The sequence below is a fragment of the Rhodopseudomonas sp. genome (assembly GCF_036404135.1).
GTDB lineage: Bacteria > Pseudomonadota > Alphaproteobacteria > Rhizobiales > Xanthobacteraceae > Rhodopseudomonas_A.
In genome coordinates, this window is the sequence record NZ_DASWPE010000157.1 from 10450 (window position 1) to 27389 (window position 16940).

At 67.1% G+C, this 16940-nt stretch carries 4 protein-coding genes; all 4 read right to left on the minus strand.

Annotated elements, in window-relative coordinates:
- Window positions 1-2 precede the first annotated feature (2 nt).
- From VGC77_RS18620 to VGC77_RS18635, 4 genes are read right to left on the minus strand one after another with little or no spacing between them, the layout of a single operon-like run.
- Window positions 3-1133 (minus strand): 2-hydroxyacyl-CoA dehydratase family protein, encoded by a 1131-nt coding sequence (locus tag VGC77_RS18620; RefSeq protein ID WP_331173052.1) that lies wholly within the window; start codon window positions 1131-1133, stop codon window positions 3-5.
- Complete coding sequence (locus VGC77_RS18625) at window positions 1130-10435, minus strand: amino acid adenylation domain-containing protein (RefSeq protein WP_331173053.1); 9306 nt, start codon at window positions 10433-10435, stop codon at window positions 1130-1132. The genes VGC77_RS18620 and VGC77_RS18625 overlap by 4 nt, the downstream gene beginning before the upstream one ends.
- Entirely contained in the window at window positions 10419-13631 is a 3213-nt protein-coding gene (locus VGC77_RS18630; RefSeq protein ID WP_331173054.1) for an amino acid adenylation domain-containing protein, read from the minus strand. Before VGC77_RS18630 ends, VGC77_RS18625 begins: the two co-directional genes overlap by 17 nt.
- Window positions 13628-16939 carry an amino acid adenylation domain-containing protein gene (locus VGC77_RS18635; protein WP_331173055.1) on the minus strand — a complete coding sequence of 1104 codons (3312 nt, stop codon included), beginning with the start codon at window positions 16937-16939 and terminating at the stop codon, window positions 13628-13630. The genes VGC77_RS18630 and VGC77_RS18635 overlap by 4 nt, the downstream gene beginning before the upstream one ends.
- Window position 16940 lies beyond the last annotated feature (1 nt).

Genomic DNA, 16940 nt, shown 5'->3' on the forward strand with positions numbered 1-16940 from the left:
CCTCAGAAAAATCGCGGCTCCAGGAACGTCTCGATGCGCGTCTTGATGCTGGCGATATTGCTGCCGTTGTGCTCGCCTTCGATGAACAGAACGGGGATCTTCTGCTCGCGCAATTTCTCCTTGATGTAGGGGTAGTCGTGCAGGTTGGTGTCGCAGAATTTCAGGGCGAAGTAGATCACCGATTCCACGCGATAGTCCCGCACCAGGTCGAACAGGTGGCGCAGCCGGATGTCGGTATCGATGCAGCGCGCGCTGGTGTGCTTTTCCAGATAGTAATCCGCGATGGCCGCGACCGGCTCCGCGTCGGCGTCGATCCTGCCTTCGAAATACTTGACCCCGTTACTGATATCCCCGCAGACGATATCGGCGCCGGTGGCCTCGATGACCTCCACGATCGCCGGCTGGTCGAAATAGCTGCCGCAGATCAGCACCCGGTGCCGCGGCCGGCCGGCCCGGGGTTGCTGCGACGCCGCAGCGTCGAGCAGCGCCGCCAAGCGATCGTTGAACTCGTCCTTCAGGCCCGTTGTTGCCGCCTTCACGAGGTCAATCGACTGCTGGCCCGTCAGCAGCGGGATGCCGCGCTTGTTGCCGTCGTAGAGCCGCTGCATCAGCTCACGCGTGCGGTTGCACCGCGCGATGCCGTCGCGCAGCGCGCCCTCGCCGATCGGCCGGCCGTAGCGCTGCTCCAGCCGGCCGATCAGCTTGCGGAGCTGACCGGCGAAGAACGATTTCGACAACGGGCTCGCATCGTTGGGAAGTTCGAGGAACCAGCTTTCACAGCCGGGAACGGTCCGCGCCCAGGTCTCCCACAGCCGCTTGCGCATATCGCAGGCGTCGACGAACACCACCGCGTCCGCGAAGCCGTAGACGCCGGCGAGACCCTCGCCGAAACAGCTCAGCACGTAGGAGCAGTAGTTGCTGCCAAGATGCACGCTTGCCCTATCGGTCTCGGTGCTGAACTCGCCGGTCAGCCGGAACGGGACCGCGCCCGCGGCCAGCAGGATCTCCTCGGGGGTTTGGATCGACAGGTAACCGATCTTCGGCCGGTCGATCCCGGCGAGGAGCGCGAGGCGATCGCGGTGCAGGTCGAGCACATCCTCGACCGCGGCGGCGATGGATTCGTGTCGCGTCATGGCGGCGTCGTTTCCCCTGTTGGCGTGATGGCCTGGCGTTCGCCGCGCAAGGCCTCCGAGAGATGGCGGGAAAGGTTCGCGATCGACGGCGCCTGCAGCCATCGGCACAGGTTCGGGGCAACGCCGAACCGGGCCGTGAGCCGCGCCTGCAGCGTCATCGCCGCAAGCGAGGTCAGGCCGACATCGCGCAGGTCGGCCGCGGGGTCGGCCGCGGACACGCCGACAAGCTCCTCGACGATGGTCCGGATCTCGGGAACGAGGCTCGGGTCCGCAGCATCTTCCGTCGGGATCGGCGGCGATGGCTCTTCCGGTATTGGCAGAGCCTCGACTGCGACCCGATCCGTCTCGTCGCGCGGGATGGCGGCGACCTGGACATAGGCCTCCGGGATCATGTAGCCCGGCAGCCACTCGGCGAGATGCCGCTTCAGGTCGCGGACCAATGCCGAGGCCGAGTCCGGCAGCGCGCCGGTGGTAACGACGAGCGCGCACAACGTCGGTGGAGACTGATCCGCATCGCCCCGCACGACGGCCGCGTCCGCAATGTTTGCGTGCCCGCGCAAGCAATGTTCGATCTCGGCCAGATAGACCCGATGGCCGTCGATCTCCACATCGCCGCGTTCCATCAGTTCGATGCCGCCGTCCGCGAGCCGCCTTGCGCGAAGTCCGGAGCGGAAGATGCGAGCGTCGGGGACGTGCGGGTTTGCCGTGAAACGCCGCGAGGTCGAAGGCTCGTCGCCGAGATAACCGCGCGCCAGGCCGGCCCCGCCGAGGCAGAGTTCGCCGGTCACCCCGATCGGCAGAAGGCTGTCGTCGTGACCGAGGATGTAGGTCTGCGAACCGATGATCGGCGCGCCGACGAGGCTGCCGGCGGTCTCGGCCGTCACCGGCTTGCACGTCGTCACCTCGCTGTGCTCCGGCAGGCCGAAACAGCTGACGAGTTCGTAATTGCCGCGCCGCAGCGGGGTGATGGCGCTGCCGGTCGCAATCAGCGTCCTCAACGGCAGATCCGCGGTCCCGGCGAGCCGTTCGCACAGCATCGCCGGCAGCCAGCCGACCGTCACGCCGTGGTCGCTCACGCCCTTGACCAGCGTCGTGGCAGACCGCCGCGCTTCCTCCGGTGCGATCCAGACCGAGGCGCCGGCGCACAGCGTCGAGATCAGCGTGAGCAAGGCGGCGCCCGAACTCAGATCGCCGTACATCACAGTGCGATCCGCCTCGACGATCGCGAACCTGGCGACGAACCATCGGGCGCGGTCGAGCAGCGATCGGTGCTCGATCATGACGTGCTTCCGAATGCCGCCGCGGTCGGTCGCGAGGCTGACGACGGCGAGCGCGTTCGGATCAGCCGGACCATCGGGAAGAGCCGCGACCGTTTCCGCGTCGCTCGCGGCGTCGAGCAGCAGCGCCGGGATGCCGAGTTCGTCCGGCTTGGCGTCGCGGTCGCAGAGCAGCAGTGCCGCGCCAGTCTCGGCGAGCCGGGCCGCGACCCGCCGCGGCGGATCGTCGGTTGCGAGCGCAACGCAGGTTGCGCCGGTGGCCCAGATTGCAAGGACCGCACTGACCATCTCCACCGAGGGACGAGCGAGCAGCGCCACGATCATTCCCGGCCCGACACCTTCCGCCGCCAGCCGCCTACCGAGCTGCCGCGTGCGCTGGTGGAGGGCGCGGTAGGTCACGGTGCCGCCGTCAAAGGCCACGGCGACGCGATCCGGAGCGGCGCGGACCCGCCGCTCGAACAGAGTGACCACGGTTGCCGCCGCCCAAGCGTCGTCGGCGCCGGCCGGAGCGGTGTCCCCGACGCCGGCTAGCAAGGCTGCCTTTTCGGCCGGCGTCACGATCTCGATTTGCCGCAGCGTCCGGCCGGGATCTGCAACGACCTGGCCGAGAATGTGCAGATAATGGCCGACAATCCGCGCCGCGGTGCTGCGGCGGAACAGATCCGTGTTGTATTCGATTTCGATATCGAGGCGCCCCGGCCGCTCGACCGCGCCCATCGTCAGGTCGAACTTGGCGACGTCGTAATGCGGGTCGATCTCTTCGATCTCGAGGCCCGGGATCTCGATGCTGGTGAAGGCTTGATCCTGAACGACGAACACCGCGCTGAACAACAACTTCCCGGTGGCGGCGTTGTGCTGCACCATGATGTCCCAGAGCTGATACTCCTGGTGCTCGACGGCGCCGCGCACCCCGGCCTTGACCTCCTGAAGGAATTCGTCGAAGCGCCGCTCGGCGCGCGGCCGGCTGCGGATGACGTGGGTGCTGACGAACATCCCGACCACGTCGTGAACGTCGGCGAGATAGCGACCGACCGTCGGCACGCCGACGATGATATCCTCGCTGCCGCTGTATTTGGAGAGCAGCACGTTGTAGGCGGCGAGCAGCAGCACGTAGAGCGTGACGCCCTCGCGCGCGCAAAGCGCCTTGAGGTCGTCGTGCAGCGCAGCGTCAGCGGTGCAATTGATCCGGCTTCCGGCGAATCCGAATGCCTCTTTGCGCGGAAAATCCGACTCTAGCCGGATCGTGTCGGGAGGCGAATCCAGGACCCGGCGCCAATAGGCTTCATGGACGCGCATCCGATCGCTGCGCAAATGGCCCTGAAGCCACTCCGCGAAATCCTTGTAGGTGATGTCGGGACGCGGCGGATGCGAACCGGCGTAGAGCGCCGCGATCTCCTTGAACAGCAACCCCATCGAGGTGCCGTCGCTGACCAAATGGTGCATGTCGATCAGGAGAACATGGCGGCCGGGACCGCGCGGCACCACCGCCGCGCGGATCAGCGGCGGCGCCGACAGCTGGAACGGCCGGATGAAGTCGCGCGTGACCTCCCCGATCTCCGCATCGCCGCAGCCCGGCAGACGGGCGATCGAGAAATCCACCTTCGGAACGACGTATTGAACCGCGCCGCCGTCCACGCTGATGAACCCGGTGCGCAGCGCTTCATTCCGGTCGATGACCTCGCGGAACGCGTCTTCGAGCCGGGCAATGTCGAGGTCGCCGCCGATCTCGAACGCCATCGGAAGGTTGTATTCGACGCCGCCGCGGGCCGTGCAGACCGCATAGAGCAGCGCCTGGGTCGGCGTCGCGGCGTAGTGCAGGCGGTTCTCCACCGGCACCAATGGCGGCGCCACGCTGTCCGACCCCGTCGCGAAGTCCTCCGCCAACCTGGCGACGGTCGGCCGGTCGAACACCGCGCCGAGCGCGACGGCGGTGCCGAACGCCTTGTTGGCCTTGGCGATCATGATGGTGGCGCGCAGCGAATCGCCGCCGATCGCAAAAAAATTGTCGTGAATGCCGACCTGCTGCCGGTCCAGAACCTGCTGCCAGATCGCGGCCAGCCGAGCTTCGGTCGACGTGCGGGGAGCCTCGCCGGCGGCCGGAGCGTCGCTGTCCGCGGGCGGCAGCGCCGCCAGATCGACTTTGCCGCGCGCATTCAGCGGGATTTCGTCCAGCATCACGAAAACCGCCGGCAGCATGTAGTTGGGAAGCCGCTGGCTGAGAGAGCCGCGCAGATCGGCGAGCCGCGCGGCGTCGCGCCAGGCGATATAGGCGTAGAGCTGCTTGTCGCCGTTGCGATCTTCGCGGGCGACGACGACGGCGTCCTGCACCGCCTCATGGCCGAGGATCGCGGTTTCGACCTCGCGCGGCTCGATGCGGCAACCGCGAATCTTAACCTGGCCGTCGCTGCGTCCGAGATAGTCGATCGATCCATCCGGCCGCCACCGCGCCACATCCCCGGTGCGGTACATCCGTTCGCCCGGCTCGAACGGGTTGGCGACGAACTTCTCGGCGGTTCGCACCGCATCGCCGAGATAGCCGCGCGCCAGCCCCGCTCCGGCGATGCACAGTTCGCCCGGAACGCCGATCGGAATCGGCTTGTCGGCCTTGTCGAGCAAATAGACGCGGATATTGCCAATCGGCTTGCCGATCGGGATCGGTCCGTCGGCCGCGACGACCGGGCCGCTGGTGGTCACCACGGTGCTCTCGGTCGGCCCGTAATTGTTGACGAGCTGGTAGCGGCCGCGGCCGCCGCGGCGCAGCCGGTCGCCGCCGGTCAGCAACAGCCGCAGCGACCGATTGTCGAACTGCACGAAGAGTTCGCAGATCTGCGTCGGCAGGAAGCTGACGGTGATGCCGGCGTCGTCGAAATAGCGCGCCAGCCGGGCCAGGTCGAGCCGGATCTCCTGCGGGACAATGTGCAGCGCGGCGCCAGCCTGCAGCGAGGGAAGGATCTCCCACACCGAGGCATCGAAACTGAAGCGGGCGTATTTGGTGGTGCGGTCGGCGCTGGACAGCGCGAAGCTGCGGATGTGCCAGGCGCACAGATTGTTGACCGCGGAATGCTCGACCATGACGCCTTTCGGCAGCCCGGTGGTTCCGGAGGTGTAGATGACGTAAGCGAGGTTTCGGCTCGATGCGGTGCCCCCGAGATTGCTGTCGTCACCCTGGTAGAGCGCCGGCTGGCTGAGGTCGAGCGACGGCCGCCCCGCCTCGCCCCACGGCTCCGCGCCGGCGAAAACAACCAGCCTGGCCTTGCTATCCTGCAGCATCATCGCGGCGCGATCGGCGGGGCAGTCGGCGTCGATCGGCAGATAGGCCGCCCCGGCTTTGAGAATCGCCAGGATGCCGATCATCATTTCGAGCGACGGCTCCGCCACGATGCCGACCACGTCCTCAGTGGCGATGCCGCTGCGCCGCAGCAGCCGCGCCAGCTGGTTGGCGCGCCGGTTCAACTCGCCGTAAGAGAGCGTCTTCGTGCCGGACACGACCGCCGCTGCATCCGGCGTGCGGTCCGCTTGGTCCTCGATCAGTTCGTGAACGGTGCGGTCTGCCGGATAGCTGGCCTCGGAGCGGTTGAACTCCACCAGGACTTGCCGGCGCTCCTGCTCGGTCAGCGGATCGAGATCGCGGAGCACCCGCGCCGGGTCGGACGCGATCTGCTCCAGCAGATGCACGAAGTGACCCGCCATTCGCTCGATGGTGTCGCGCCGGAACAGGCCGGTGCAGTACTCCAGTTCGAAGACGATGCCGTCCGCGCGCTCTTCGGCCAGCAACGTCAGGTCGAACTTCGAGATCTTCCAGGGCACGTCCTCAAGCCGCACGGTGACGCCATCGGCCTGGAACGCGTTGCGTCCGCCCTCGAGCGTCGCAAACACCGTGTCGAACAGCGGATTGCGGCCGAGGTCGCGTTCGATCTCGAGCCTGTCCACCAACTCTTCGAACTGGTAGTCTTGGTTGCTGTAGGCATCCAGCGCGTGCGCCTTCACGGTGTCGAGATAGTCGGCGAAGCGAAGCTCGCCGCGCGGCCGGTTCCGTGTCGCCAAGGTGTTGACGAACATCCCGACCACCCGCTGCAGCGAGGCCATCCTCCGCCCCGCCACCGGGATGCCGACGACGATGTCGTCCTGGCCGGTGTACTTCGACAGCAGTACCGTGTAGGCGGCCAGCAGCGTCATGAACAGGGTCGCGCCGGCCGCCCGTCCGATCGCGCGCAGCCGTTCGGCGAGCGCCGCATCGATCGCGAAGCGCACGAGGTCGCCATCGAACGAGCGGATCGCCCCGCGCGGAAAGTCGGTGGCAAGCGAGAGGACCGGCGCTCCCCCCTCGAACACCGCTCGCCAATACGCCTCCTGGTCCCGAACCTCCGCGCTCGCGGAACGGAGCTGCTGCCAGGCGGCGTAGTCCTTGTACTGGACAGCCGCGCCCTCCAGCGTCCGGCCTTCGTAGAGCGCGCGCAGATCGTCGATGATGATGTCGATCGAAAGCCCGTCGGCGACGATGTGGTGGAGGTCGACGAGAATCCTGTGCTCGACCGGGCCGGCCTGCAGGATGGTCGCTCGAAGCAGCGGCGCCCGCTCGAGGTCGAACGGACGCACAAATTCCTGGATCGCCTGCGCCAGCGATGCGGAGGCGCCGGAAGGCCGGGCTTCGAAGGCGAAATCGACCTTGGCATGCACCTTCTGGACGATCTGGTCGTCGATCAGCAGGAACGAGGTCCGCAGCGACTCGTGCCGCGCCAGCAGCGCGCGGAAGGCGCCTTGCCAGCGCGCCCGATCGAACGGCCCGGTCACGTTCAACGCGAACGGGACGTTGTACTGAACATCCTGTGGCGCCAGCTGATGGATGATGAACAGTCGCTTCTGCGCCGCCGAGACCGGGTAATAGTCCCGCGGGGCAACGGCTGCTATTTCTGCGCGCGGGTCCTTGCCGGCTTCATCGACCAGGCCGGCGAGGCCGCGGATGGTACGGCGCACAAAGGCGTCGCGCAACGTGACACCGGCCTGCAGCTCGCGGTTGACGCGGGCAATCATCAGGGTGGCCTTCAGCGACTGCCCGCCGAGATCGAAGAAGTCATCGTCGAGGCCGATCCGCTGAACGCCCAGCACCTGCTGCCAAATGGCGGCGATCGCGCGTTCCGCCGCGGTGCGGGGCGCGGCTGAATCGCGGCTTCCGGTCGGCTCGGCCGGGTCGGGCAGCGCTGTCCGGTCGACCTTGCCGCTGCGCCCGATCGGAAGGCGATCGACGATCACCACGCGCGACGGCACCATGTGCGCCGGCAGCCGCTGCGCCAGAAGGCGACGGAGGTCGGCGGTCTCGATCGCGCCGGCCGCGACGACATAGGCGCATAGATAGCGATCGCCGGCGGCGTCGGTCCGCGGCGTCACCACGGCGTCGATCACCCCGGGGCAGCGCAGCAGCGCCGTCTCGATCTCTCCGAGTTCGATCCGGAAGCCGCGCAGCTTGACCTGATCGTCGTTGCGCCCGAGGAATTCTAGCGCACCGCTTGGCAGGGCGCGCGCGAGATCGCCGGTCTTGTAGAGGCGGATCTCGCGGCCACCGAGATGCCGGATGACAAACCGCTCGGCCGTCATCTCGGGATTGTTCAGGTAGCCATCGGCCAGGCAGACCCCGGCGATATGCAACTCGCCGATCGCTCCCCTCGGCACCGGCAGCCCGTAGCGGTCGAGCAGCAGGACCGCGGCATTGTCGATCGCCGTTCCGATCGGCACCGACGCCGCCTTGTCGAGAGCCGGGTCGAATTTGTAGATCATGCAGCCGACCGTCGCCTCGGTCGGTCCGTACTCGTTGTAAAGCTCGACACGGCCGTCGAAGCCGCTGTCAACTTTCCCCGCCAGGCCGGTCTTGAAATCCTCACCGCCGACGATCAGCGCGCGCAGCCGACGGTTGGCGGCAGCCCCGTCGCGCAGCGCCTCGGCGAGCAACGCCAAATGCGTCGGCGTCACCTTGAGCAGCTCGACCCGATCGTCGCGAAGAATATCCCGCATCAATCCGATGGCGTCGTCGTTGCGGTACACGACGATCCGGTTTCCCGAAACCAGCGGCGCGAACACCGACGTAATGGTGAGATCGACCGAAAGCGGCGAATGCAGCGCGAAGGCGGCGGGCGCATCGCCGATATAGGTCCGCACCGCCCAGCCGACGTAATTGGCGAGCGCGCGGTGCGAGATCATCACGCCCTTCGGCACGCCGGTCGAGCCCGAGGTATAGATCACGTAAGCAAGGTCACGGCCGGTCGGCGCGGTGCGGTCCGGCAGGTCGCCGTCCACGTCGCTGGTGGCGCGGTCGAGGATGAGATCCACCGGACCGAGGCCCGCGAGCGGATGGGCGTCGCTCGGCAGCAGCGCCACCGCCATCCCCGACCCCGCCGCGATCGCCCGGAAGCGGTCCGCCGGCGTGTTCGGCTCGAGCGGAAGGAATGCGGCGCCGAGTTTGAGGATGCCGAGGATCGCCGCAACCGCCTCGATCGACGGCGCGGCGACGAGGCCGACGATCGCCCCCCGTCCCGCTCCGGCCGCCTGCAGCCGCGCCGCGACCGCGTTCGCGAGGCGGTCGAGCGTCGCGTAGTCGATCGTCTTGCCGTCGCAGGCAATCGCGGGTGCCGCCGGATTTGTGCGAGCCTGGATCTCGAACAGTTCCACCACGCTCTGCGCCGCCTCCGTCGGCTGCGGCAAACCCGTGACAACGGCGCGCCTTTCCTCGACGCTCGACACGTCGATGTCACGCAGCGGAATTGCGGGGTCGGCCACAACGGCCTCGAGCGCCGTGACGTAATGGGTGGACAGGCGTTCGATCGTGTCGCGACGGAACAGGTCGGTGCAATACTCGAAGTCGAATTCCAGCTCGCCGTGCTGATGCTCGATCACGGTCAAGGTGAGGTCGAATTTGGCGATCGCGTAGTCAAGCTCGTAAGAGCTGAATTCGATGCCGCCATAGGCCGTCGGCGTCGCATGCGACGACAGTGCTGTGAACATCGTGTCGAACAGCGGGCCGCGGCCGAGATCGCGCGGCGGCGCGATGCGATCGACCAGATCCTCGAACTGACTGTCCTGGTTCTCGAACGCATCGAGACACTCGCCGCGAACCTGCTGCAGATAGTCGCTGAAAGCGAGCTCGCCGCGAGGCCGGCTGCGCAGCGCCAAGGTATTGACGAACAAGCCGACCACGCCCTGGAACCGTTCGGCGTTGCGGCCGGCTGCGAGCGTGCCGACCACCAGGTCGTCCTGGCCGGTATATTTCGAGAGCACGACGTAGTAGGCGGCGAGCAGCAACATGTACATCGACACGCGGTGGCGCGCCGCGAGTTCGCGCAACGCGGCACTGAGCTGCGGATTGGGGCGAAGCGTCACCCGGTCGCCGTCGAACGACTGCGTGCTCGGCCGCGGGAAGTCGGTCGGCAGGTTCAGCGCCGGCCGCTCACCCTCGAGCAGGCCGAGCCAATAGTGCTGCTGCTGCCCGGCCGCCTCGCTGCCGGCGAAGTCGCGCTGCCAGAGCGCGAAATCCTTGTAGTCGGCCGGCAGCGGAGGCAGCGTCTGGCCGTCATAAAGCCGGCCGAGCTCGTCGCTCAGGATGTCGATCGACACGCCGTCGCAGATGATGTGGTGCAGATCGAGCAAAAGCACGTGCTCGAGCGAGCCCAGCCTGATCAGACAAGCCCGCAGCAGCGGCGGGCGATTGAGATCGAACGGCCGGACAAAACGCCGCTTGATCGCCTCGACCTCGCTCTTGCCGCGTGCCCTCTCGACATCGAGCGGGACGCGGAGCGGCGCCTGACGCGTCTGGATGATCGTCCCGCCAGCGATCCCGAACGACGTCCTCAGGCTGTCATGGCGCGTCACCAGCGCCGACAGCGCGTCCTGCAGCCGGGCCGTGTCGAGCTTGCCGTTCAGCCGGATCGCGACCGGCACGTTGTAGGCGATACTGTCCGGCGACAGCCGGTTGAGGACATACATCCGCCTCTGGTTCGCGGACGCGGGAAAGTTGCCCTGCTCAACCGGCGACGCCATCTCGGTGCTCCATTTGCGCCAGTGAGCCGACCAGCCGCGCCAATTCCGCCACGGTTGGCGCATCGAACACGTTCCTGAGCGTGATCTTCAGTCCGAACATTTTGCTCAGGCGCGAGGCCAGGGCGCTGGCCTTCAGGGAATGGCCTCCGATCTCGAAAAAATTCGCGGTCGCGCCGACATTCCGGGTCTCGAGCAACTCTTCCCAGACCCTGGCGATGGCGATTTCCGCCGCACTCTCGGGGGCGCGGAGGGACCGCGGTTCGGCCATCCACCGCCGTGGCTCGGGCAGCGCGCTGTAATCGATCTTGCCGTTCTCGGTCAGCGGCATGAAATCGATGCGGCAAAAGGCGGACGGCAGCATATAGGCCGGAAGCCGAGCCGCCAGTCGCTGCCGCAACTCCTGCGCGCCGACGTCGGCGGCGGCGATGTAATAGGCGCACAGGAACACGCTGCCGTCGTCGGCCTTGGCGGGGACGACGCAGGCCTCGTGAAGCCGGCCGTCCTCTAGAAGCCGGTTCTCGATCTCGCCGGGCTCGATGCGGAAGCCCCGGATCTTGATCTGCCGGTCGGCCCGGCCCACGAATTCCAGCACCCCGTCGGCACGGCGGCGGACCAGGTCGCCGGTGCGGTAGAGCCGCTCGCCCGCGACGTGAGGGTTGGTGACGAAACGCTCGGCGGTGAGCGCGGGACGATGAAGATAGCCGCGCGCGAGGCCGACGCCCCCGACGTACAACTCGCCGACCACGCCGATCGGGCTCAACAGCCTGTGACGGTCGAAGACATAGGCCGTCGAATTCGGGATCGGCCGGCCGATCGGTATCGTCCGCGGCTCGACCCCGGTGACCACGTGACAGGTCGAATAGGTGGTGTTCTCACTTGGGCCGTAGGCGTTGATCAGCGTCAGCCGCGGGTTGGCTTTCCGAATCCGCTCGACGTGCCGGGTCGACGCCACGTCGCCGCCGGTGATGAGATAGCGCAGCGGACGGAACACCGCGGGGTCGGCATCCGCGAACTGGTTGAGCAGCGCCGGGACGAGAAACAGGATCGTGATGTTGTGCCGGGCGAGTTGCTCGCCAAGCGCGGCGTGGTCCAGCAGGGTCTCGTCGTCGATCTGGTAGAGCGGCAACCCGTTGAGCAAGGCGCCCCAGATCTCGAATGTGGTCGCATCGAAGGCCGGCGCCCCGGTCTGAAGCATGCGGTCGTCGGGGCGGAATTCGAGATAATCGACATTGGTCACGAGATTGACCACGCTGCGATGCTCGACCATGACGCCTTTGGGTTTTCCGGTCGACCCCGAGGTGTAGACGACGTAAGCGAGATTCGACGGCGCGGTCACATGCGCCAGCGGCCCATCATCGATGCCTGCAGCCTCGGCGTCGCGCAGACGCAGCACCGGGACGTCGAGATCGAGGTCGCGCCGGTCGTCGTTCGGCATGATCACGACCTGCGGCCGCGCGTCGCGCAGAATGTCGCCCAAAAGCCGACTCGGGCTGTCCCGGCCGAGCGGCAGGTAAGCGCCGCCCGCTTTGAGCACGGCGAGTTCGCCGAGCACCATCTCAACCGAGCGGCGGCCGATGACCGCGACGATGCTGTCCGGCCCGACCCCGCGGGCCCGCAACAGCCGGGCGAGCCGATTGGATGTGCGGTCGGCGTCGGCATAGCTGATCCGGCCGATGGCGTCGGCCAGCGCGATCGCCGCCGGCCGGCGGCGCGCCTGCTGCTCGAACAGCTCGTGGATGCAGCTCTGTGCGGCGAACGGCGACGGCGGCGGGTTGCATCCTTCGAGCAGCTGACGCGCCTCGGCGTCGCCGACCACGGCGAGACGATCGAGAGCAATGTCCCAGCCACCCGCCAGCCGGTCGAGCAAGGTGATGTAGTGGCGCCCCAACCGGGCCACGGTGCCGCGTTCGAAAATGTCGGTGTTGTGCTCGATCCGGATTTCCGCCCCCGCCGATCCCCAATGGATGTCGAAGATCAGATCGACCTGAACCGCCTGGGTCTGGGTGGCGACATCGATCCAGCGGGCCTGCGCAACGCCATCGAATTCCGTGGTATCCTCGGGGTCCGGCACCAGGTTGAACATGGTTCGGACCAACGGAATGCGGCCATTGCCGCGGGCCGGAGCCAGCTTCTGAATCAGCCGCTCGAACGGATAGTCCTGCATGAAATAGGCTTCTTCGACCCGTTCGTGCACCGCCTGCACCAGCCGTTCGAAGCTGTCGTCGAAGCGGACGTCGGCGCGCACCGCCACCATGTTGACGAAGAATCCGACGGTGTTGGCGAGTTCCGCGCTGTAGTGCCGGCCCGAGAACAGCACCCCGGAGGTGATGTCCTGCTGCTGACAGATCTTCTGCAAGAGCACGAGGTAGGCGGCGAACAGGCTGGAAAACAGCAGAACGCGCTGCTCCCAGCTCTGCTTCTGGAACGCCTCGATCAGGTGGAGCGGAATCGCGACGATCTCCAATCCGCCGTTCAAGGACATCGCCGATGACGGCGCCGCATCGGTGGGCAGATCGAGCGCCGGCGGTTCGCTTTCGAACCGTGCCAGCCAATAGGCCTCCTGCTCGCGGGTCCGCTCCGCATCGAAATGACGGCGCTGCCAATGCGCGTAATCCGAATAAGTCAGCGTCGTCGGCGATGCCGCGACCGGCGCATCGCGGGTGAGCGCGTTGTAGATCGACGTCAGGTCCCGCCACAGGATCAGCACCGAGGCGGCGTCCGCGATGATGTGGTGGACCCGCAGCAGCAACGCCTGATCGTCTGGCCCGAGCCTCAGCAGCACCACCTCGAACAACGCATCGTCGGGTCTCCATCGCGTGATCGGATTTCGGCAGATCGCGGCGATCTCACTTGCCAGTGCGGCATCGCGGTCGGGGCCGGCCGCCGCCGCCGCGTCGATGTGCCGGACAGCGCGTTTGAGATCCTGATCGAAGCTCTGCACCGGGCGCTCGCCGCGCCGTGACACCCGGGTACGCAGCACGGCATGCGCGGCGGCCAACAGCTCGACCGCCCGGCGCAGCCGCCGCAGGTCGAGCTGGCCGACCAGCCGCTTGCAGGTGTTGATGTCCCAGATCGAGCTGGCGGGATCGAGCTCGCAGAAATGCAGAACCCGCTCCTGCTGAAAGGTCAGCGGACAAGGAGTAGTCCGGTCGCCGGCTGGGATCGGCGGATATCTGCGAATCCCGATCGCTGTCATGGCGAGCCGTCTCGGCAAGACAGGTCGGCGGGCGGCGCCGGTCGCGCCGGAATCTGCACGATGACGATGCGATCCTTGATCGACGATGGTTGCTGAAGCATCGGCTCGATCAGCACGGCGATCTCGGCGATGGTCGGCAACCGGAGAAAGTCCATCGCCCTCAGCCGGGTCCCCAGCGCCTTGTCGAGGGCGGCGATGAAACGCAGCGTCAGCAGCGAGTTGCCGCCGAGGTGGAAGAAATTGCTGGCCGGGGTCAGGCCGCGGAGGTCGAGCAGGTCTTCGGCGATCGCGATGATCTTGCGTTCAAGCTCGGTCGCCGCGCGTTGCGCCGCGGTCGCCGGCGCGCCGGTCAGGGTCGGGGCCGGCAGGCGCTGGACGTCGATCTTGCCGCTCGGCAGCCGCGGCAGGCGGTCGAGCGGCACAAACACTTCGGGAATCATGAAGCCGGGCAGCCATGCGATCAGGTCGCTCGAAATCCGCTCGATCGAAGTCGGGCGATCCTTGTCGAAGGCGAGATAGGCGACCAGGCTGTTCTGGCCGAACGCGTCGCTCCTGACGGTCACGGCGGCCTCGGCCACGCCGTCGCAGGCGCGCAATTTCTGCTCGACCTCCGCGACCTCGACGCGGAAGCCGCGGATCTTGACCTGGGTGTCGGCGCGGCCGAGGTAGTAGATCAACCCGTCGTCGCCCCATTTCGCGAGGTCGCCGGTGCGGTACAGGCGGAGCCCCGCCAAATCGGGGCTCGGGCAGAATCGCTCCGCCGTCAGGTCGGGCCGGTTGAGGTATTCCGTCGCAAGCCCGACGCCGGACAGGCACAATTCGCCGATCACACCGACCGGAACCGGACGAAGCGCCTCGTCAAGGATATGCGCGCCGGTGTTGGAAACCGGCCTGCCGATCGGCACCCGCGCCGCCTCCGTGCCGCGCGGCAGCGAATGATAGGTCGCGTAGATCGCGGCCTCGGTCGGACCGTACAGGTTTTCGAGCCGGACCTTGGGGACCAGGCGATGGAAGCGATTCACCAGGTCGGGCTTCAGCGCCTCGCCCGCGGCGAAGACGTAGCGAAGCCTGTCCAACGGCGACGTGGCGCCCGCCGGCTGGCTCTCCAACAGCACGTCCAGCATCGAAGGCACGAAATTGACGTGCGTCACCGCAAATTTTTCGATGGCCTCGAGCAGAGCGCGGCTGTCGCGCTCGGCGCCAAGGTCGAGCACCGCGAGCCGGCCGTCGTCGAACAGCCAGCCGAACAGTTCGGCAGCCGACACGTCGAACGTGAAGTTGGTCTTGAACAGGATGGTCTTGCCGGCCAGCGGATAGCTCGCCTCCAGGAATTCCAGCGTATTCATCAAGGCGCGATGGCTGACCACCACCCCCTTCGGATTGCCGGTCGAGCCGGAGGTGTAGATCACATAGGCTGGCCGCTCAGGGTCGAAGCTGCGGTCCGGATCGATGCCGGGTCCGGCGTAGGACGCCGCATCGTCGACCCGGATCACCGGCAGCGGGCCGCGCTGGCGCTGCGGATCGGATGGCGGCTCGCCCGCCGCCAGCAGGCAGCGGACGCCGCCGTCCTTCAGGATGAAGTCGATCCGCTGCGGCGGAAAGCCGGGATCGATCGGCAGGTAGGCCGCGCCGGCCTTCAGCACCGCCAAGATCGCCACGACCATCTCGGGCGAACGTTCAAGCAAGACCGCAACGATGTCGCCTTCGGTAACACCGGCCTCGACCAGCCTGGCGGCCAGCTGGTTGGCCTTGCGGTTGACCTCGCCGCAGCTGAGCGTGCCGGCGGACGAGAGCAGCGCCGGCTGGTCGGGGGTGCGCGCCGCGCGGTGTTCCAACAGGCCGACGATGCCGCGGCCGGGCGCCGCGGCGACCACATTGCCTTCGGCGAACGAACGGACCAGTTGCCGCTCGTCCGCGTCGAGCATCGACAGATCGCGCAGGATTGCGTCGGGGCGCTCGATCATCGCGGTGAGCAGCACCTCGTAGTGGTGGAGAATGCGCCGGACGCTGCGCGGCTCGAACAGCTCGGTGTTGTATTCGAGGCGCAGCTCGGCGGCATCGGGACCCGTGTGGAAATCGAGCAGCATGTCGACCTGTGTCGCGGTGATCTCAGGCTCCAGAACGCGCTCGCTGCGAACGCCGCCGAACGCGTGGGTCGGCTCGAAGTCGGTGACCATGTTGAACATCGCGGAGAACAGCGGATTGCGGCGATGTTGGCGATCCAGCGCGAGGCGGTCGACGAGACGTTCGAGCGGATAATCCTGCATGCGATGGGCGCCGGTCACGCGGTCGTGGACCTGGCGCACGAAGTCGCTGACGGAGGTTTGCGGGTCGATCCGCAGCCGCAGCGCGACGCTGTTGGCGAAGAAGCCGGCGAGCGCCTTCAGCCTGGGATCGTGGTGACGCCCGGAGAATACCGTGCCGATGATGATGTCGTCCTGCCGGCAATATTTGCAGAGCAGCAGAGCCTGCGCGCCGAGCATCGTCGAGAACGGGACGACGCGATGCTTCAGGCTGAACGACTGCAGCCGGGCGACCAGATCTGGCGACAGCGGACGCGTTTCCACGGCGCCGCGAAATGACAGCTGCGGCGGCGCCGGAAGGTCGGTGGGAAGATCGAGCTCCGGTGGCCTGTCGGCGAACTGTGACAGCCAATAGGCCTCCGCCTCGTGGGTGTTGCGCTCGGAGAAGCGGTCTCTCAGCCAACTCGCGTAGTCGACATAATCGAGGTCGAGCGGCGCCGGGTCGCCGGTGCCGGCACGCCGTGCATTGTAGAGACGCTTGAGGTCGTTCCACAGGATGCGAATCGTGATCGCATCGGAAATGATGTGATGCAGCTTCAGGACAAGTTGCCACTCCTGCTCCGACCAGCGCACCAGGACAACCTTGAAAAGCCGGCCGCCGTCGAGCGTGAAGGGAAGCCCGTACTCCTGGTTCAGCAGGCTCTGCGCGTCGGCTTCGAAGGCCGCGGCGCTGTCGGCGCCGCCGCTGTCCGGGCCGGCAGAGCGATCGACGAACGCGAAGCTGCCGTCGGCGCCGTCAAGACGTGACTGGAACAGCGTGCCGTCGACCAGGGTGATCCGGGTGCGAAGCGCGGCGTGACGATCGATCAGCGCCGCGACCGCATCTTTCAGGGCATCGATGTCGAGCACGCCGGACAGCCGCCGGCACGACGCCCGGGTCCAGATCGATTTCTGCGGCGAGATCTCGTCCAGGTAGAAGATGCGTTCCTGCTGAAACGACAGCGGATACAGCGCCGTGTCCGACGCCTGCGCAACATTCCGGTTCGCGATGTTGATGGTGGGCATC